General features: G+C 37.5%; 20 protein-coding genes and 3 tRNA genes. 11 read left to right on the top strand and 12 right to left on the bottom strand.

The genetic code is table 11. The features are described from left to right. Positions 1-10: 10 nt before the first annotated feature. The 5 genes from AC07U8_RS05495 to AC07U8_RS05475 all read right to left on the bottom strand — a co-directional run bounded on the left by AC07U8_RS05495 (position 11) and on the right by AC07U8_RS05475 (position 2,755). Positions 11-196, bottom strand: a complete 186-nt coding sequence (locus AC07U8_RS05495; RefSeq protein ID WP_494737458.1) for a zf-HC2 domain-containing protein — start codon at positions 194-196, stop codon at positions 11-13. Then, positions 190-810, bottom strand: a complete 621-nt coding sequence (locus AC07U8_RS05490; RefSeq protein WP_419262565.1) for an RNA polymerase factor sigma-70 — start codon at positions 808-810, stop codon at positions 190-192. Before AC07U8_RS05490 ends, AC07U8_RS05495 begins: the two co-directional genes overlap by 7 nt. Continuing rightward, the gene (locus tag AC07U8_RS05485; protein WP_494737457.1) at positions 807-1,562 is read right to left on the bottom strand and encodes an HvfC family RiPP maturation protein; all 756 of its coding nucleotides are present in this window, start codon (positions 1,560-1,562) and stop codon (positions 807-809) included. Before AC07U8_RS05485 ends, AC07U8_RS05490 begins: the two co-directional genes overlap by 4 nt. Beyond that, a complete protein-coding gene (locus AC07U8_RS05480; RefSeq protein ID WP_494737456.1) occupies positions 1,513-2,376 on the bottom strand; it encodes an HvfB family MNIO-type RiPP peptide maturase in 864 nt (287 codons plus the stop codon). The genes AC07U8_RS05485 and AC07U8_RS05480 overlap by 50 nt, the downstream gene beginning before the upstream one ends. Before the next feature lie 70 nt (positions 2,377-2,446). Then, positions 2,447-2,755, bottom strand: a complete 309-nt coding sequence (locus AC07U8_RS05475) for an HvfA family oxazolone/thioamide-modified RiPP metallophore (protein WP_096733471.1) — start codon at positions 2,753-2,755, stop codon at positions 2,447-2,449. Positions 2,756-2,913: 158 nt separating this feature from the next. On the opposite strand from AC07U8_RS05475, the gene AC07U8_RS05470 reads away from it, so the two are divergent. Continuing rightward, positions 2,914-3,528, top strand: coding sequence for an HvfX family Cu-binding RiPP maturation protein (locus AC07U8_RS05470; protein WP_494737455.1), 615 nt, complete (start codon positions 2,914-2,916; stop codon positions 3,526-3,528). A gap of 357 nt (positions 3,529-3,885) precedes the next feature. Here AC07U8_RS05470 and AC07U8_RS05465 read toward each other — a convergent pair. Both AC07U8_RS05465 and greB read right to left on the bottom strand, forming a co-directional pair. Then, positions 3,886-3,975, bottom strand: a tRNA-Ser gene (locus AC07U8_RS05465). A 111-nt stretch (positions 3,976-4,086) separates the two neighbouring features. Then, positions 4,087-4,560 carry a transcription elongation factor GreB gene (greB, locus tag AC07U8_RS05460; protein ID WP_004722375.1) on the bottom strand — a complete coding sequence of 158 codons (474 nt, stop codon included), beginning with the start codon at positions 4,558-4,560 and terminating at the stop codon, positions 4,087-4,089. 554 nt (positions 4,561-5,114) lie between these two features. On the opposite strand from greB, the gene AC07U8_RS05455 reads away from it, so the two are divergent. Then, on the top strand, positions 5,115-6,224 hold the full coding sequence (locus tag AC07U8_RS05455) for an MltF family protein (protein WP_151956186.1): 1,110 nt from the start codon (positions 5,115-5,117) through the stop codon (positions 6,222-6,224). A gap of 83 nt (positions 6,225-6,307) precedes the next feature. On the opposite strand, the gene AC07U8_RS05450 is transcribed toward AC07U8_RS05455, so the two are convergent. Both AC07U8_RS05450 and ttcA read right to left on the bottom strand, forming a co-directional pair. Continuing rightward, positions 6,308-6,691 carry an SCP2 sterol-binding domain-containing protein gene (locus tag AC07U8_RS05450; RefSeq protein ID WP_004722377.1) on the bottom strand — a complete coding sequence of 128 codons (384 nt, stop codon included), beginning with the start codon at positions 6,689-6,691 and terminating at the stop codon, positions 6,308-6,310. 225 nt (positions 6,692-6,916) lie between these two features. Beyond that, the gene (gene ttcA, locus AC07U8_RS05445) at positions 6,917-7,825 is read right to left on the bottom strand and encodes a tRNA 2-thiocytidine(32) synthetase TtcA (protein ID WP_004722379.1); all 909 of its coding nucleotides are present in this window, start codon (positions 7,823-7,825) and stop codon (positions 6,917-6,919) included. A gap of 538 nt (positions 7,826-8,363) precedes the next feature. On the opposite strand from ttcA, the gene AC07U8_RS05440 reads away from it, so the two are divergent. Continuing rightward, positions 8,364-9,215, top strand: coding sequence for a lytic transglycosylase domain-containing protein (locus AC07U8_RS05440; protein WP_494738580.1), 852 nt, complete (start codon positions 8,364-8,366; stop codon positions 9,213-9,215). Positions 9,216-9,527: 312 nt separating this feature from the next. Further along, positions 9,528-10,433: a protease HtpX gene (htpX, locus tag AC07U8_RS05435; protein WP_004819720.1), complete on the top strand. Its 906-nt coding sequence runs from the start codon at positions 9,528-9,530 to the stop codon at positions 10,431-10,433. A gap of 177 nt (positions 10,434-10,610) precedes the next feature. Here htpX and AC07U8_RS05430 read toward each other — a convergent pair whose 3' ends face one another. The 3 genes from AC07U8_RS05430 to AC07U8_RS05420 form a co-directional block, all read right to left on the bottom strand. Continuing rightward, on the bottom strand, positions 10,611-10,964 hold the full coding sequence (locus tag AC07U8_RS05430; RefSeq protein ID WP_494737454.1) for a bleomycin resistance protein: 354 nt from the start codon (positions 10,962-10,964) through the stop codon (positions 10,611-10,613). Positions 10,965-11,017: 53 nt separating this feature from the next. Beyond that, positions 11,018-11,599 (bottom strand): DUF4112 domain-containing protein, encoded by a 582-nt coding sequence (locus tag AC07U8_RS05425; RefSeq protein WP_494737453.1) that lies wholly within the window; start codon positions 11,597-11,599, stop codon positions 11,018-11,020. Positions 11,600-11,764: 165 nt separating this feature from the next. After that, a complete protein-coding gene (locus AC07U8_RS05420) occupies positions 11,765-12,796 on the bottom strand; it encodes a L,D-transpeptidase family protein (RefSeq protein WP_494737452.1) in 1,032 nt (343 codons plus the stop codon). Positions 12,797-13,320: 524 nt separating this feature from the next. Between AC07U8_RS05420 and pyrC the strand changes: the two genes are divergently transcribed. The 7 genes from pyrC to AC07U8_RS05385 all read left to right on the top strand — a co-directional run bounded on the left by pyrC (position 13,321) and on the right by AC07U8_RS05385 (position 19,823). Then, a complete protein-coding gene (gene pyrC / locus AC07U8_RS05415; protein WP_096733465.1) occupies positions 13,321-14,355 on the top strand; it encodes a dihydroorotase in 1,035 nt (344 codons plus the stop codon). After that, positions 14,340-14,999 carry a ribonuclease T gene (gene rnt, locus AC07U8_RS05410; RefSeq protein WP_004722393.1) on the top strand — a complete coding sequence of 220 codons (660 nt, stop codon included), beginning with the start codon at positions 14,340-14,342 and terminating at the stop codon, positions 14,997-14,999. The genes pyrC and rnt overlap by 16 nt, the downstream gene beginning before the upstream one ends. Positions 15,000-15,019: 20 nt before the next feature. Then, positions 15,020-15,095 (top strand) — tRNA-Glu (locus AC07U8_RS05405). Between the two features lie 163 nt (positions 15,096-15,258). After that, positions 15,259-16,686, top strand: a complete 1,428-nt coding sequence (locus tag AC07U8_RS05400; protein ID WP_105713078.1) for an amino acid permease — start codon at positions 15,259-15,261, stop codon at positions 16,684-16,686. 271 nt (positions 16,687-16,957) lie between these two features. Beyond that, positions 16,958-17,033: transfer RNA gene (locus AC07U8_RS05395), tRNA-Glu, on the top strand. Between the two features lie 334 nt (positions 17,034-17,367). Further along, positions 17,368-18,792, top strand: a complete 1,425-nt coding sequence (locus AC07U8_RS05390; protein WP_034618380.1) for an amino acid permease — start codon at positions 17,368-17,370, stop codon at positions 18,790-18,792. Between the two features lie 131 nt (positions 18,793-18,923). Then, positions 18,924-19,823, top strand: a complete 900-nt coding sequence (locus AC07U8_RS05385; protein WP_494737451.1) for a lipase family protein — start codon at positions 18,924-18,926, stop codon at positions 19,821-19,823. The last annotated feature ends 43 nt before the right edge of the window (positions 19,824-19,866 follow it).

Below are 19,866 nucleotides of genomic sequence, written 5' to 3'. Positions count from 1 at the left end.
TCTTTACTAGCTACTTACGGTCATCAAACTTTTTAAATGCTTTAGAGAGCTGACTTAGTGTTTTAACTTGTTTTCCATAGCGGCGGCATGAACGGCAAAGCAATAAATGAATTTGTAAATTGCCCTGCTCTCGAAATTGAAGTGTTCGGTCTAATCTTTCAGATAATAACTGGGTGGCTTGGCGACAGGTTAACATGAGCAATCATCCTTCAATAACCATTTATTTTCTAAACATTCACGCAATCTTGTTCGACTTCTATACATGAGCACATTTAAATTAGTCACAGTCAGTCCTAGCTTTTCACAAATTTCATCTGAACTGAGTTCAATCATTTCTCTGAGCATGAAAACTTGTGCATATTTGGCTGGTAAATGATTCAAACAGGCATCAAAAATAAGCCAAAAATCTTGTTGTTCCAATATTTCTTCTGGACTGGGCCATGCTTGAGGTGCTTCATATTTATTCCAATGTCCAGAAGCATCAAATAATGCATCTATACTTTGTTCACTGTCTTCGTCATTAAACAATTCACTCATCGTCATTAAACGAGATTTTTGCCGAATTAAATCGAAAATCTTATTTTTTAAAATCGCAAAAACCCACGTTTTAAAAGCTGCTCGGCCAGTAAAAGAATCAATATGTTGAAATGCGCTCATTAATGCTTCTTGAACAGCATCTTCAGCCTGCTGTAATGATGACAGTTGTAGAATTGCAAACTTCAACATTTGTTGTCGTAATTCTATTACAAAGGCTGGATTTTGTAGTTGTTGTAATATTTCTTGATTCGCATTTGCAGGCTCTACGCTCATCCATTTTCCTCATCATTTTTATGGGGTAGATCTAACAATTTCAATCGAATTAATAGTACTTTTAACTCATCGATCTGAGTTTGTATTTGAATGCTAGAAAAATCAGGAAACGTCGCTTTTATTAAATTTCTAATATCTTGTTCAACTAACTCTTGTTGATTGAGTTGTTCAATCACCACAGCGAATAAAACAGATAAGCTTTCTACGCAGATATTATCTTGATCATTTCGCCAAACCAATATAACACTAGGCATAGGCTCAGCTTCAGCAATGATCATGCTTGACGACCATTGATAAACTGGATATTGATAAACGAGCACCCAGACTTGAGTATTTAACTGCCATTCACTCCGCCGAAGGGATTTTTTTTCAATTTCAACTGTATCTAAATAGAGTTCAAGCCATTCAAACTGTAATAGCTCAGCTAACCAAGGATATTCTTGTAAACTGGGATGTTGGCAATCTGTCAGATACTCCCTAAATTGTAAGGAAATATCATTATAAAATGGTGAATCACATTGTGCTTTTTGAAAAAATTCAGTTAATAGCTTTTCCCACTGTATCTTAGGCAATATTGCACGAGTAATGGGATAGACCAAATCAATAAAAGAACAAACATTATTAAAAAGTAAATCTCGATAAATCTGCATTCGTTCCGCAGGAAGAGCTTTGGGTAACACAGATTGAGGAAAGCGAATCCAATTACAAAACTGCTGCTGTGTAGCTTGGAAAGATATTTGCTCTGTTTTCATCACCACTCTCCTGCTGCTGAATTGTTTTAATTCTCGTCATTTCATCTTGTAACTCTTGCCATGCTGGAATATTAAAATCACGCTCAAGTAATGTTGGTTTTACGCCACACACTTGATAAGTATATTGTAATAATTGCCAGACAGAATCGCATACTTCTGCACCATGTGTATCAATCAATAGATCTGGTTCAACTTGTTCATGCCCAGCAATATGTATATAACGAATCCGCTGTTTTGGCATTGCTCGAATAAAGGCATACCCATCACTGCCGTGGTTTATACTGTTTACATAGACGTTATTCACATCGAGTAATAACTCGCAGTCCGCCTGCTGAAGCACTTCAGATACAAAATCGGCCTCACTCATTTCAGCATTTGGCATCAAATAGGTTGAGACATTTTCGATCACCAGCCTTTTGCCTAAAATATCTTGGACACGTAAAATACGTTCTGCTACATATTTAACTGCAGCCTCAGTCATTGGAATTGGCATCAAGTCGTATAAGTAACCACGATCATGGGTATAACTTAAATGCTCGGAATAAATCGGGATATGATAATCATCTAAAAACCCTTTAATTTTTTGAATAAATTCTAAATTGAGTGGATGTGGTCCTCCAATGGATAAAGACAGCCCATGACAGATTAAAGGAGCTTTTTCCACACACTGAGCTAATAACTTTGCATGCCGGCCACCAAAACCTATCCAATTTTCAGGCGCGATCTCAATAAAATCTGGCACTTTTTTAGCACTTAGAAATTCATCAATAAAATCTCTTCTTAGCCCAAGCCCTACACCAGCCAAATTAACCATGGTGATACTCCAACTTTGGAAATGATGCCGTCTATGTGATTCACAGCGACATCATTGTTTAACTGATTGACTATTTACTACCACACTTGCCATCAGCAACTTTTTTATCAGCACCACATTTCGCATCCGTTGCTTTCTTCGTTGCACCACATTTACCATCTGCTGCTTTTTTATCAGCACCACATTTTGCTTCAGCCGCTTTTTGTGATTTAGTCATTTTGTTCGATCCACACTTGGCTTCACCACATTTTGCATCACTGGCTTTCTTCGCATGGGTTTCTGTCGCATGCGTTGTTGGCGCTGCTGATACTTGAGTTACACCAGCTACAGATAAAGCTAGCAGTGCTGCGACTGATGTGATTGAGTTGAGTTTGTTCATTGTTCTATTCCTTTAAGATAATTTACCGTGTTGTACTCAGGTACATATAGTTAGACGACTTAAACTGCCATTTATTACAGTCCAAATTAAAAATTGTGTAAGAAACACAGTTATCACCCGACTAATTACTATTCAATCGCAGTCGGTGTGAAATTATCGTGAACAATTTTATTTATGCTTTATCAAAAAAATACCAAATATTTTGTAGTCTCATAAAACATGGTGATGGTATCGCAGCACTTACACTGAGACTTTATTTAGTCCCTATATTCTGGATGGCAGGTACAAACAAACTTGCGCATTTTCAACAAACAGTGGAATGGTTTGGTAATACAGATTGGGGCTTAGGTTTACCATTCCCGATGCTGTTAGCAACCCTTGCTACTTCAGTTGAAATTATAGGAGCAATTCTATTAGCCCTTGGTTTCTTGACCCGCTTAATTAGCATTCCACTCATTATCACCATGCTTGTTGCCATCGTTACAGTACATTTACCAAATGGATGGCAAGCAATTGCTGATTCCAATGCTCCATTTGCTAGTGCTCAAGTCCTCGCTTCAACTGAAAAGTTAGAAAAGGCGCGTCAAATCTTAGAAACGTATGGAAATTATGATTGGTTAACCTCAAGTGGATCATTTGTCATCTTAAATAATGGTATTGAGTTTGCCGTAACCTACTTAGTCATGCTGTTAGCATTAATTGTGCTTGGCGGTGGGCGCTACCTAAGTCTAGATTATTGTGTGAAGCGTTTATTTTTAAAAGAAAAAGTGTAAAAAGAATTAGAGCTAAATAATTAAGGTATCGAATATTGCTTTAATTTAACTCATCTCAAAATTTGCATTACTAAAGCAGCCTTACCATCTGATCTTAAGCCATTTGATTAAGTGCAAATGAGACAAATTATATAAAGATATTAAAATAAAAATAGAAGAAGCAATTTCAGTGATAAAAGTTCAGGAATTAGATTCAAAAAGTTAATTATAAAACAGAGAATTAAACTGGAGTCTAAATCTATCCAATCCATTCTAATTCTGCTCTATTCAATCCAGAGTTTTATGTGGGTTACTATGTGGGACAAAAACTTAGGTAAGAAAAAAGCCCTTGTTAATACAAGGGCTTTTTTTAATATTTGGCGGAAGCGGTGAGATTCGAACTCACGGAGGACTCACACCCTCGTCGGTTTTCAAGACCGGTGCATTAAACCGCTCTGCCACGCTTCCAATGGCGGCTATCATATAAATAAAATTGCAACTTGGCAAATCTTTTTCAGTATTTCTTCAATCAAATGTACAAAATAAAGTCAAATCTCGCTAATTTGATGAATATTCAAGCTATTCATAACGAATTGAATTGATATACCAACGTTTTTTCCCTGACGGTGTATCCACTTCTGCCTCGTCATCGACTTGTTTAGACAATAAAGCTCTTGCCATCGGTGAATCAATTGAGACATGTTGCGGATGATGATCATAAATTTCATCTACCCCGACCAGACGTATGGTTTTTTGTTCTCCTTCGTCATTTTCTATTTCAACCCAAGCACCAAAATACACTTTACCTGCTTGTTCTGGAGAAAAATCGATAATTCGTAATTCTTCTAAACGCTTCCCCAAATAACGTACACGACGATCGATTTTTCGAAGTAGCTGCTTATTATACTGGTAATCAGCATTTTCAGAACGGTCACCTAGGCTGGCAGCCCATGTCACTTTCTTGGTAATTTCAGGTCGCTCTTCGCGCCAGAGATGTTGTAACTCAGCGACCAACAGATCATGCCCTGAACGGGTAATTAAATTAGATTTCATGATTTAAAACCATTTAAAATACATATGCACTTGATACTTATTTTTTAAAAAATGTTGCTACAGTCTACAGCCAATAGCGTAAAGATGTCAGCTCAAAAATAGCGCATTTTAAGTTTTAAAAAGCAATAAAATCGTTTTTTTCCTATTTAAATTCAGGCAGAAAATTCAATCGGAAAACCTTTTAAAAGCGGTAATTCTTAACTTACATTTGGAACATTTGCTTACAGTTTTTGGCAGCGTATTTCAGTTTTAAAATTCCTACAATTTTTAAAAAAATATTTCTTTAAAAATCATTATCTTAAATATTTTAAATTGATCATTTTTCATACAAAGTTTGACAGATCTAAAAACCGCCTATATTATGCGCACATGTTTTATGAGTTTATTTTTTTAATTTTGTAGTTTTTCTGCAAAATCTTTCTATCCCACATGTCATTTTTTGAATGACGTTCATGACTGCCCACCCTTATTGAATTTACCAACTATAAGAAGTTTTTAAGCGTTTTTGTGCTTATTACTTTTTAGGGCAATAAATTACTTGTAGCGGAGACAACATGCACAGTAGTTCAACCTCTGGGTCGAGGCTTAGCCTTAACTCATTTTTTCGTGCGCTGCCAATCAAAACTTTAGTTTTATCCACTGCATTAATTCCTTTTAGTATTAATGCGAGTAAGAACAATCAATACAATGCTGTAGTTAATTCGAGTAAATTGACTGTAGTTGCGGTTTCCAATCCAAGCATCGTGTTTAAGGATGGAGACTATAAGCATGGCTTCGGCTATGACTTAGCCCATAACTATGCTGAAAGTTTAAATGTTAAACTTGAGTTTAAAACTGTTTCTGACAATGCAACGGCATTGAAAATGGTTGCTCAAGGTAAGGCGAATTTTGCGATTACCACCGCAAATATGCAAAGCATCGAAGCAGAACGCTTAACCTCATTTTCAGCAAGCTGTGGTGATTTCAACAGTTTAAAAAGTAATGGTTTAAACCCAGAATTAAATTGGGTATTTAAACAAGCTGAAGATCCATTAACAGCAACAGCAAGTGGTTTCATTTGCCAAAGCAAACAAAATGGCTCAACCCAGCAACTTGCCTCATTTTATAATCGTAATGTCGTTAAGAAAGACGATTGGAACGTGATCCAACGTGACCTAAGTTCTCGTCTACCGATTTATAAAGCCAGCTTTAAGCGCTCTGCGCAGCAATATGGCCTAGATTGGCACCTGCTTGCTGCAATTGGTTATCAAGAATCATATTTAAAACCAGACTCTGTTTCTCCCACAGGTGTCCGTGGTTTGATGATGTTGACCAATACTACAGCTAAAGAAATGGGTGTCAGTAATCGTAGTGATCCCGCTCAGAGTATCCAAGGCGGCGCAAAATATTTTGATATGATGTTGAGTCGTTATTCTTATATTCGTAATCCAGATCGTCATTGGTATGCTTTGGTTGCATACAATATGGGGCCTGGTGCAGTTGAAGGTATTCAAAAGCGCATTAAAGCACAAGGTAAAGATCCCAATGACTGGATGAATCTTTATAATTATTTGACACGTAATCAAGCAAGCAATGGTCGTTATAAACAAGCTGTACAGTATGTCACACGTATCCGGGCTTATTTAGAACACATTAAGACCACACCTCGGTTACTTGAAATTTAATCTGTATTTTAAATCGATTGGATTTGTAAAAATCAGACAATAAAAAAGCTTACTCTCGGGTAAGCTTTTTTATTGTAAAAAGATTAAGCAGTTTGCTCTAATACTTTCTTAAATAAATCTTTTTGCTCTTGGCTTGGCTTCGCTGTTTGTAAAGCCATCAATTGAGACATATCACCTTGAACTTTGATTTTGCCTGTCATAAATGCTTGCATTGCAGCAGCCATATCAAATTCTAAGAATACTTTACGAAGTGTTTCAGCATCCATGTTCAATGTTGTTTTCGCATTTGCAGAACTACCTTTGACGATTTTTCCGCCGTCTAAAGCAAGCTCTGTGTTGCCATCTGCATCTGCAACAACCAAATTAATTGCTAAACCTGAAAGTGCTGGTGGTAAGTTTAAATCACCTGCTTCAGCAGTTAATTTTTCAACATTTGCAAACCAATCATCAGTTAAAAATGCAGGCATGTTCATTCCTCAAATTATTTATTCAATTTATTGTGTTATCTATCCAGACAACATCAGGTTGAAGCAGTTTTGCTTGCCCAATGTTATAGCATGATAATTTCAATTTGGGCTAAAGTTTTTTGTACGGACTGTTCATGTTTTATCGGTTTTATCGTTTTATTTTTTTAAATCAGGCACTCATCTCAATATGAATGCCCGATTCGTTCATTTAATTGGCAAAAAAGATCAATCTGCTGCAAAACTAAGGTTTACAACATCTAAACGCTTTTTCATTTCTTCCGTATCACATTTCATATCGAATTCGCGTTCTTCATCCAATTTTTCAAAATCAAATAAATCACGGTCAGCCAATTGTGATGGTGAAACATTCTGTAATGCACCAAAAATACTATGCAAACGTTTTGGATATTGTTTATCCCAACCACGTAGCATGTCGTTTAACATGGCACGTTGTAAGTTTTCCTGAGAACCACATAAGTTACATGGAATAATCGGGAATTTACGGATTTCAGCATATTTGATGATGTCTTTTTCTTCGACATAAGCCAAAGGACGAATCAAAATGTTCTTTTTATCCGAAGACAATAATTTTGGTGGCATCGCTTTTAAACTACCACCATGGAATAGATTCAAGAAGAACGTTGCAATGATATCATCGCGATGATGACCCAATGCCACTTTGGTCGCACCAATCTCTTGCGCAAAACCGTAGAGTGAACCACGGCGTAAACGTGAACACACTGCACAGTAAGTTTTCCCTTCAGGTGTCAAACGCTTGGTAATGCTATAGGTGTCTTTTTCCAAAATATAATAAGGAATATTGTTTTCTTCCAAATATTTCGGTAACACATCTTCAGGAAAACCAGGTTGCTTTTGATCCAAGTTCACTGCGACAACATCAAAGTTGATCGGTGCAATACGTTTAAATTGCAACAAAATATCAAGCAAGGTGTAACTGTCTTTCCCACCAGAAACACAGACCATTACCTTATCGCCTTCCTCAATCATTTTAAAGTCACGAATTGCATGGCCGACTTGACGACGAAGTTTTTTCAAAAGACGATAATAAGCTGAACTTGTTGGAAGCTCTGGTTTAAAATTAAATCCTTGTTCGGACTCAACTGGCGAGTACATAGACGAGATAAACCCATAAAAAAATACTGGGCAATTTTATCTGATTTGAACGTTAACCGCATCTAAAGATTTTTTTATTTTGCATCAATTTTTATCTGGTCATCTTCCTGTCGTATTTCCACATTTAAAATAGACGGCTCAGTTCATTTTTTAGCCGAAGTGCTTATCTTTTGGACTTTTCCACAGTTTTCCACAAAACCTGTGGATAAAATTGTGGATTGTTTGGGGCTTGACAAAGTTTTCTCACGCAATGATGGGCATTCTCTTTAGATTGATCATTTTTTAACCATTATATTTTATATATATTTTTCAATTGTTTAGCATAGTCAATAAATATATTTTAAAAAAAATATAAAATTTTTTTTGATTAATATGCCAACAAATAGCACTTGCTTTTTCGCGATTGTATTGTTAAAACTCAATTCATAGTTTTTCTTGTTCAATAACTTTGTTAAACTCCCAAAAATTGGGGAAATATTTTAATTACTACAAAATGAAAAAATTAATTACGGGTTCGCTAGTGTCTATTTTAGGGTGTATGAGCTTTGCTTCATTTACATCGCAAACATTTGCAGGTCAAATTTATTTCTACAAAGACCAAAATGGGACAACCTTACTAACCAATCGCAAAAATTCGGATCGTTCACTGCAAAAAGTCAAAGTGACTTATTATAAAGACAGTAATATTCATAGTTATAGCAACTGGGGCAGCTCAGAATCCGCAGTACTACCAAGTTATAGTAAAAGTAAAAACTCTTTTGACAGTATTATCCGCCAAGCTGCGCAGACGCATGGTGTGTCTGAAGGCTTAATCAAAGCAGTAATGCATACTGAGTCTGGCTTTAATACCAATGCCCGTTCTCCTGTCGGTGCACAAGGCTTAATGCAACTGATGCCTGCAACGGCTCGTCGCTTCAATGTGTCCAATTCTTATGATCCACAGCAAAATATTTTTGGTGGTGCCAAATATCTCAGTTGGTTAATGAAACGCTTTAATGGCAATACCAGTTTAGCTTTAGCGGCTTATAATGCGGGTGAAGGGAATGTCGATAAATACGGCGGTATTCCTCCCTTCCGTGAAACCCAAGACTATGTCAAACGTGTCACCAGTCGTTTAAACAACCTATATGCTGGTGGTTTAAATTTATCTGCAAATAATCTTGGCACTTCAACCAGTACTGGACAAATCATTGCCCAATCAAATCAAAATGATTTCTCCAATCAAGTAGAGCCAACACCGCAAATCAACAACAGTTCAAATATTCAACCCTTAAAATACAGTTCTCGACCAATTATTATTGCTTCGGATGGAACATACACAGATGCTCCTGCGGGTTCTTATTCAACAGCACATGCCAGTGCGACAGCACAAATCACCATTGGCAACTAATCACTTAAGCGCTTAATATCCCCAAAATTATGTTGCTAAAATAGTAAATAATGCACTTAATTTGTGCAATTACATATTTTCAACAAATTGCTAAAAAAAATAATGTTTTCTCTAATACAGAGAATCTTTTTTTAACTTGCCTATTTTTTTAAATAAATTGCTTATCCACTATCCATTTCATTTGAATTTGTTATTTTTTGCCCGCTAGATTTTTCCCATTATTCTTGAATTTTAATCATCTAAACCTCATATTGAATTTCATGATTTATTTAATACGTCATATTATTTATTATTTATAAGAGGATTCTCTCCATGATGCGGATTGGTTTGTTTTTGCTAACCAACCTCGCGGTACTGGTTGTAGCTGGCATTATCCTATCATTATTAGGTGTTGGTAGTTACTACGGCGCTGGCGGTCTTAAATTAGGCAACCTGATGGTCATCTGTTTAGTGTTTGGTATGGTAGGTTCTTTAATCTCCCTATTTATGTCCAAATGGATGGCGCTAAAAACCACAGGTACTGAATTAATCGACCCGAATGCTCCTCGTAACCAAGCCGAAGTTTGGTTATTACAAGAGGTTGCTCAACTTTCACAACGTGCTGGTATTCAAATGCCAGATGTTGGTATTTTCCCATCTTATCAGTCCAATGCGTTTGCGACAGGTTGGAACAAAAACGATGCGCTGGTATCGGTTTCAACAGGTTTGCTCGAACGCATGAACAAAGATGAATTGCGTGCCGTACTTGCGCATGAGATTGGTCACGTTGCCAATGGTGACATGGTCACATTATCCCTTATTCAAGGTGTAGTGAACGCTTTTGTAATGTTCTTTGCCCGTGTGGTTGGTGATTTTATTGACCGTAATGTCTTTGGTCGTCAAGATGGTGAAGCGCCTGGATTGGCTTATTTTGCAATTACCATCGTGCTTGATATCGTCTTCGGTATATTGGCTTCGGCAATCGTAATGTGGTTCTCTCGCTATCGTGAATACCGTGCAGATGAAGCTGGTGCTCAACTTGCAGGTAAAGAAGCCATGATTTCCGCTTTATTGCGTCTACAGGCTGAATCTGAAATGCCAGATCAAATGCCGAAAGAAATGAAAGCTTTTGCGATTGCAGAAGGTAAAGAGCAAGGTTTTAGTTTGGCTGCTTTATTCCAAACTCACCCAAGCATCGAGCAACGTGTTGCCGCTTTACGCCAACTCAATTTACCTTAATCTATACACGTTCGCTCAATCGTAGTGATCGTTAGAAAAACAAAGCCTCCAATATGGAGGCTTTGTTTATGTGCACATCATATTTTTAATTTTTGCTTGTTCGATATTTAACGTGCAATTGCTATCTTTCTTATTTATTTACTATCTTTCTTTCAATACCAATACCAATTTGAGGAATTAATCTAATTGGATACAACGGATTAAACTTCCATTCGGATCTATCACACAAAACATATCAATTTCTTCGAGATACTGAATTTCAGTTATTCGCGCTTCTGGGAATTGTGTCCAATCCAAGCCTTGCCAAAAATGAAACAGATCTTTCAACACATGTGTTCTTAAGCAGGCACTAAACCATGATTCTTTTGGATTTAAATTGGGGTGATGAAAAAACTCAACCAGCAAACTGTCTTTACTTAAGATCATCCATTCTGCGGACTGATAATCACACTGAAAGCCTAAAAATGCATAAAATTTACGAGTATGATCAAAATCAATAGCAGGAAGGTTGGCCGAAATATAATCTTGCATGATCACCTCTGTATTTTAATATCTACATTTTCAAATCAATTCAATGTTGAAATTTAAGCACGATAGCTTTGATACCAATCCCATAACATATTTACGCCAAACCACATCGCAAGTCCAATCAGGATCAAAACAATCAAGCCTAAAATATCGGGAATATGAATCCAAATCCAAGCAATGACAGGATTACGCCAAAATGCAGATTGCTGTTGCTTTTGTTCTAGTTTCTCATGTAAAAATGGGTGAACCACATGATCATCGCTATAAATCTGATATTCTTCTTGAATATGATCATGTACAACGTCTAAAGCTCTACGACTGGGCCGAATAAAAATATCAAATAAAGTACCAGCGATCGGTATACACCCCACAACGCCGTCAATCACAGCCAGTTTTAATACCCCATTGAGTTTTGCTTGAGGCACACCTATCTGTTTGGCTTTATAAACCGCATAACAGGTCAATACAAAACCCGCGACATCACCAGCAATCGGTATAGTACTGAGTGCGGCATCTGCCCCAACCCCTTGTTTGGTAAATGGAATACGCACCACTGAATCCATCATATTGGCAAATTTAGCCAAATCTCGTTCAAGTTTAATGACTTCTTGAGTAGATAATTTTTTTTCTGTACCCATAAAGATTTCAATCTTTTTGACATGGTTAAGTTAAATTGATCATACCCAATAAATTCAGTATGTTGTGTATAAGTTTAATATTTACAGTAGCAAAATCTTATCAGCGTTATAAAAAAAGCTGAGCCCTCTTTTAAAGTACTCAGCCTTTTCAGATATACAGCTGGATTAATCTAAGAACTTAACCACAGTCCCCGGTTGAACCTTACGACCTAAATCATTGGCATCCCAATTGGTCAAACGAATACAACCATGAGAAGCGGTCTTTGAAATTAATGAAGGATTCGGCGTACCATGAATACCAAATGTCGGTTTACTTAAAGCAATCCACATATTGCCAACAGGACCATTTGGCCCAGGTGGTAATGCCAGCTTTTGACGGTTGCTCCCTTGGACAAAGTTTTTCGGGTTATAGCCATAAACTGGATTTGGCGCAACTTTAATCACCTTATGCGTCCCTTTCGGGGATGGTGTACCAGAACCCCCAATTGTGGCAGGAAAAGATGCAATCATTTGATTTGCACTATTGTATAAATAAAGTTGTCGAGCAGGCTTATGCGCAATAATTAAGGCCACACCTTCAGGCAAATCATTGCGTACAATCGGTACATTGATGGTTTCGCCTACTTTTTTAAAGTTAGCTTTTGGATTGAGTTGTTTAAGAAAGTCTTCATCAATATGAAACTTTTCACCTAACATTTCAGTCACACGGGTGTAATACAGACCCGGCATTTTTGCTTGTTGGGCATAATTTCGCGGAATTGATTTGGCATAAGGCCCTTTAATATCCGCTGCAGTAATTTGATAAGTTCCAAACGCTGCGGATTTTTGATTTTTTAACAAACTGTCCCAAGTCTGTTTATCCAGTTCACCACTAATCGGTAAACTTTTAATCTGTTGATACGCAGCAAGTGCTTTTAAAAAGTTCTTGCCACTTTTACCGTCGATTGGCCCTGGCGAAGCATGTAAATTATTGAGCATCACTTGTGCACGGGCATAAACAGGGAATTGCCCTCTGCCAATATTTTCAGACCAATTGGCGGTATTGATACTATTCACTGACCAATCTTGTTTTAAGTCCGCTTTTATCGCTTCTTGACTTTTATCAGCTTTTACATTTTGTTTGGCAAAAATTTGACTTTGAATATTTAAACCCACAAGACACATGATGCAAATCAGGTTTGGCAGAAACTTGCCCATATAAAGCTCTCTATTAACTCAATATTATAATTGATGTACTTATCTAATAAACTATTGTATTACAGATACATAGTATACTGATCTCGAACAATAAAAGCGACGTCACACACACCTTGAACGATCATTTATATTCTCAAGGCTTTAAACACAATTGTATAAAATCAATAGTGTGTTTATTCATAAAATGAAAATTATGTATGCTGGAAGTTTATCTTTGTATGACTTTATTATCATTTTTTAAGAAAAATATGCAATAGTACATTTTGACTATTTAATCATTTAAAAACGGTAATTTTAAAATAAATTCAAATTAAGCAATTGAAAATCATTGCCATGTTATACAATTGTAGATTTTCTACTCAGCATTAGCACCCAATCATGACACACACATGACCAATCCGAACAAAATATAAGCTTTAGATTTGTTTTTAATCATTTAATTTGAATTATTGATTAGAAATAGCTGTTATCATTTTAAAGTGTTATAGATTATCATCTCATTTATTTTGTCAGTAAGAATTGCCTTGAATACGATCACTTTGCTTCAGCCAGATGACTGGCATGCCCACCTGCGTGATGGTCTTGCCTTAAAACGTACAGTTCCAGATCTAGCCAAACAATTTGCCCGTGCGATTTGTATGCCGAACCTCGTTCCACCTGTGAAAACTGTAGATGAAGCGAATGCTTATCGTGACCGTATTATGGCACATGTCCCTGAAGGGGTTGATTTTGACCCACGTATGGTACTGTATTTTACCGACCATACTTCTCCAGATGAAGTTCGCAAAATCAAAGAGTCTCAATTCGTCAATGCAATTAAACTCTATCCTGCTGGTGCAACAACCAACTCGGATAATGGTGTCAGTGACATTCGTAAAGTCTATGCAGTGATTGAACAGCTTGAAGAACATCAAGTGCCATTACTATTACATGGTGAAGTTACTCATCAGCATGTGGATATTTTTGATCGTGAAAAACGCTTTTTAGACGAAGTACTTTCACCGTTACTGAAACAATTTCCGCAATTAAAATTGGTGTTAGAACATATTACCACCAGTGAGGCCGCGCATTTTGTGCTTGAACAAGATCGTAATGTTGCTGCGACGATCACACCACAACATTTACTGTTTAACCGTAATGATATGTTGGTCGGTGGTATAAAACCGCACTTTTATTGTTTACCGATTTTAAAGCGTCAAACTCATCAACAAACTTTACTTGAAGTTGCCACAAGCGGTAGCCCTAAGTTTTTCTTAGGTACTGACAGTGCACCACATTCTAAAAATGCCAAAGAGAATGCATGTGGTTGTGCAGGTTGCTATAGTGCACCTACAGCAATTGAGCTTTATGCTCAGGCTTTTGATCAAGTCAACAAAATCGAACGCCTAGAAGGTTTTGCCAGTATGTTTGGTGCAGACTTCTATGGTTTGCCTCGCAACACAAATAAGATTACCCTTGTGAAAGAAGATCAGGTAATCCCTGAAAGTTTAGATTATTTGGATGGTGAACACATTATTCCACTTTATGCTGGAAAAACCATCCAATGGAGAAAGGTGTGACAACTGAAACATTACCTGTGATTGGACAACGCTTTCGTGGTTTTTTACCCGTTGTGGTTGACGTTGAAACAGCAGGTTTTAATGCAGATACCGATGCATTGCTTGAAATCGCATGCATCCCGATTGTGTATGATGCTGAAGGAAAATTTGTTCCAGGTGAAGCACATCATGCACACATCAATCCTTTTGAAGGTGCAAATTTAGATCGCCGTTCTTTGGACTTTATTGGTGTAGATCCATTTAATCCCATGCGTATGGCAATGGCTGAAGACGAGAAAACAGCATTAAAGCGTATTTTTAAGGCGGTCAATGAAGTACGTCGTCAGCAACATTGTACCCATGCGGTCTTGGTCGGACACAATGCCCACTTTGATTTAGGCTTCCTAAGAGCTGCAATTGCGCGAACTGGCAGTAAAAATCAAAACCCTTTTCATAGTTTTTCTGTATTTGATACTGTGACTTTAAGTGCGGTCATGTTTGGTCAAACTGTTTTGGCTAAATCATGTATTCAAGCTGGAATCGAGTTCGATGGTAAAGAAGCACACTCGGCCTTGTACGATACTCAAAAGACGGCTGAACTGTTTTGCTATATTTTGAACAAACTGGCACCTCACTTACTTGACAATTTGGTGGCGGATCAATAAGATATCGCCATCTTCTAAACGACCCTATCGTCTAGAGGCCTAGGACATCGCCCTTTCACGGCGGTAACCGGGGTTCGAATCCCCGTAGGGTCGCCATCTAATTCTTCTTATAATTTCTTTCTCTCTTTTTTGATCTTCTTGATTCAATTATTTTATTTCATCCCTTTTCTTTAGACTTTAGAAGCTGACGGTTTATTTTATTTTGTCAATTTTGGCATTTTAATCTAAAATATCTCTTTAAAGTTCAATGACATCAAATATGCAATCACCTGATCAATCGAATCAGCACACTGTCGCTGATGGGCAAACTATTGTCTTAAAAAGATCCATGACCAAACGCCATCTGATCATGTTGTCATTAGGCGGTGCGATCGGTACAGGCTTATTTTTAAGTTCAGGTGAAGTGATTGCACAAGCTGGGCCGATTGGTGCAGTGATTGCCTATATTATCGGTGGTTTAATTGCCTATATGGTGATGCTGTGCTTAGGCGAACTTGCCGTCAATCAACCTGTGACTGGATCTTTTGGTGCTTTTGCAGCTAAAAATATTGGACCGGGTACAGGTTACATGGTGTCGTGGATGTACTGGCTTGGCTGGTCTGCCACCTTGGGGACTGAATTTACCGCGGCAGCCATGCTGATGCAGGAATGGTTTCCAACAACCTCCATCTGGTTATGGACCTTGGTCTTTATTGTTGCCGTCTTGATTTCCAATCTAACCTCAACACGCTTTTTTGCAGAGTCAGAGTTTTGGTTGTCTTTTGTTAAAGTTGCAACGGTATTGGTATTTATCTTACTCGGCCTAACCGCAATATTTGGGTTAATCCCCTTCCATGGTCATGAAACTGCACCTTTATTCAGTAATTTAACCGCACATGGCTGGCTACCCAATGGTTTATTTCCTATTTTTGCCACCATGCTGATTGTAAATTTTGCCTTTAACGGTACTGAGATGATTGGGATTGCTGCTGGTGAAACTGAAAATCCTGAAAAAAATGTCCCAAAAGCGATTCATGCTGCGGTTTGGCGGTTAATGATTTTCTTTGTTGGTACTATTATTGTCATCAGTTCATTATTGCCCTATCAAGATGCTGGCCTAGCCGCGCATGGTGAAGGGATCAGTAATAGTCCCTTTGTTTCTGTATTTAACTTGATTGGAATTCCTTACGCAGAAGACATCATGCGTTTTGTGATCATTACAGCACTTTTGTCCACTGCAAATTCAGGCCTATATGCGGCATCTCGTATGATGTGGGCGCTTTCAATTCAAAAACAATTACCTCGAGTTTTTTCCAAACTGACCAAATCAGGCACCCCTGTTGTTGCGATTTTTGTGACCATGATTGGAGGTTTACCCGGTTTACTGTCGGAGCAATTTGGCGCAGATGTCATCTTTAAAAACTTACTCGGTGTGGCAGCATTTACCATGGTTATCGTGTGGATGAGTATTTGCTGGAGTCAGTTTAATTTCCGTCGTAAATGGCTAGCCAGCGGTAAAACACTGGCTGATTTAAAATTTAAAACGCCGTGGTATCCTGTTGTACCAATTCTTGGCTTTATTACCTGTACCGCAACCGGTTTAAGTATGGCAGCAGATCCGGAAATGCTTTCTGGCTTTATTGGTTGTTTAGTGTTTATGGCAGCATGTTATGCAACTTATTACTGGCTTTATCATCAGAAAAATTAAGTCGCAGTGTAAATTACTGATCAGCCCGTATTCATACGGGCTTTTCTATTTTAGGCTTTTAATCCGCAGCATAATTTTTAAGTCATTCATATATAAATCAAGCCGTTTTTATTTGATTTGGATTCTTCTAAAAAACAAAAAATAGCTTTATGGCTAAATTAAAAACAAATACATGATAATTCGCTTATAGATTCATCAGTTAAACGCTTTTTCGATAAATCCATTTTGACAAAAATGTCTTTTATCCTTAATATACGCATCACCTCATTACGACCCTATCGTCTAGAGGCCTAGGACATCGCCCTTTCACGGCGGTAACCGGGGTTCGAATCCCCGTAGGGTCGCCATATTTGAGATTGTTTCCAACATAAAACTTTCTCGTAAAAAAGCCTGAGCAATACGACTCAGGCTTTTTTATATCTATCATATTTAAAGCAGTTAAAAACTACCATCCCTTCATATTTAAAAAATTGTTTTTTCATCAATAATCTGAATTTTTAATTTAAAATAATCAGTGCTGAGTTAAATATAAATAATTGATTTAAATATTTATTTATAAAAACCATAAAATCACGGTGATTTATAGTATTGCTTATTGAGCATTAGCAACACTCAATCATTGCACTATTTATGAATTGGGCTAAAATAGCGCGCTTCTTGTTTTATTTCCATCTGAAGCTTATGCAGTCATCACCAAATCAAAATGATGCTCAGGTATCATCTAATTCTTCACCACTCAAACGAGCAATGAGTACTCGTCACTTGGTGATGATTTCGCTTGGTGGTGCAATCGGTACAGGGCTTTTTTTAGGTTCTGGTGAAGTAATTTCACAAACCGGTCCGATTGGTGCCATTATCTCTTACATCCTCGGCGGTGTAATTGCCTATATGGTAATGCTGTGCTTAGGCGAACTTGCGGTTCATATGCCTGAGTCTGGTTCATTTGGTACTTATGCACAACGATACATTGGTCCAGGTACTGGATACACCGTTACTTGGCTGTATTGGCTAACATGGTCAGCAACACTAGGCACTGAATTTACTGCTGCGGCTTTGTTAATGCAAGAATGGTTTCCGCATATCTCGATGTGGTTATGGACCCTGATTTTTGCAGCAATCGTGTTTGGCTTAAATATGAGCTCAACCAAATGGTTTGCCGAATCTGAGTTCTGGCTCTCTTTGGTTAAAGTCATCACGGTAATCGCTTTTATTCTTTTTGGTCTCTTGGCAATTTTTGGTATTTTAAATTATCAAGGACATACTTCAGCACCGTTATTTAGTAATTTGACTGATGAAGGCTGGTTCCCACAAGGTCTATTCCCAATCTTCACCACCATGTTAATCGTAAACTTTGCCTTCTCTGGTACAGAGTTAATTGGTGTTGCAGCAGGTGAAACTGAAGATCCTGCGAAAAATGTGCCTAAAGCCATCAATACTGCTATTTGGCGTTTATTGATTTTCTTTGTCGGTACGATCATCGTAATTAGTGCACTGCTACCTCACCAAATGGCAGGATTACATGCTGAAGGGGTCAGTAGCAGCCCATTTGTTACGGTATTTGATCATATTGGTATTCCATATGCAGAAGACATTATCCGTTTTGTGATCATCACTGCGTTGTTGTCTGCGGCCAACTCAGGGCTATTTGCTGCATCACGTATGATGTGGTCGCTCTCAGCCAAGAAACAGCTTCCAGCATTATTTTCTAGGGTCAATGCACGCGGTATTCCATATATTGCGGTGATTGTCACCATGTTCGGTGCATTACCTGGTCTGCTTTCAGAGCAATTTGCACCTGAGACTATTTTTAAAAACTTGTTGGGTGTGGCTGCGTTTACCATGGTTGTGGTGTGGATGAGTATTTGTCTGAGCCAGTTTAATTTTAGACGTCAATGGTACAAACAAGGTCATACCAAAGCTGAATTAGGCTTTGCTGCACCATTGTTTCCAATTGTGCCGATCTTAGGTTTTATCTTCTGTTTAATTACCTGTATCAGTATGGTATTTGACCCTGAGATGGTGGTTGGCTTTATTTGTTGTTTAATCTTTATTGCCATTTGCTATATCAGCTACGCATTTTTATATAAAGATCAATCACAACCCTAAACAAGATCTAACTGATCATGCCTAAACAAAAAGTGTAGCCATTGGCTACACTTTTTGTACATTCATAGATAGTCAAAATTAGTTTAAACTCGTAATTTAATAGTTAAACATAACAATCTATAAAAACCCCAATGAAGATTATTTTTATTCATGGTATGAACCAGCAGAATTATAATGCTGAGAGTTTAAAGCAACATTGGGTTGATATTCTTCAACAGGGAATCGATGAACTTAAACTGCCTATTTCAACCGCACAATTAGATATTCGCTTGGCTTTTTATGGTGATTTAATCAGTAAACACCAATTAAGCAATCGCTTTGACTTAGAAAGCTTTCTGCCTAAATCATGGGTAAACTTTCACTTTCATAAACATACAACAACGCCAGCCACGACAACTTTAAATGTCGCTCCCGCAATTCCAATACTGCCCTACTTCATGCCTGAGCATGACTTAAAACTGTCTAAACGCTTGTATTTGGCTTCGCAATTGTTAAAAGATAAGGCGCTTAAAGAGTTCTCTTTAATTTTAAATAATTTTCCAAAACTTCATGAAAGTCTGATTCATAAATTTCTGATCGAAACTTATTTATACCTCGCCAATCCTCAGTTTATGGATGAAGTCCACCAACGGATACTCGCTAGCTTAGAACCCGATCAACCGCATATTATTGTTGCGCATTCGTTAGGAACCGTGATTGCCTATAATCTTTTACAACAGCTACAAGCAAACTACCAGATACAACGCTTTATTACCTTAGGCTCACCACTCGCCTTTAAAGTGATTCAGTCTAAACTAACACTTCCCATCAAAAGACCAAATTGTCTAAATGGTGATTGGCATAATTTCTATTCTCCAGATGATTTTTTAACCGCTTTTCCGTTGATCAATGCACCCTTTGACTTTCAACCGGCAATTTTAAATACCGCGATTTCAACGTTTATTCATACTCCTCATCAAATCGCGGGCTATTTACAACATCCTGCGGTGATTCAAAATATTTTAGATCCCATTCTATACCCCAAGCCGTAATAATGGTCTTAATTTTAACCACTTTGCTCATATTGCTTTGTTT

Source organism: Acinetobacter sp. GW821-FHT01E09 (genome assembly GCF_059422385.1).
Note: the sequence above shows the minus strand (reverse complement) of the source record. Positions and strands in the feature narration are given on the sequence as shown.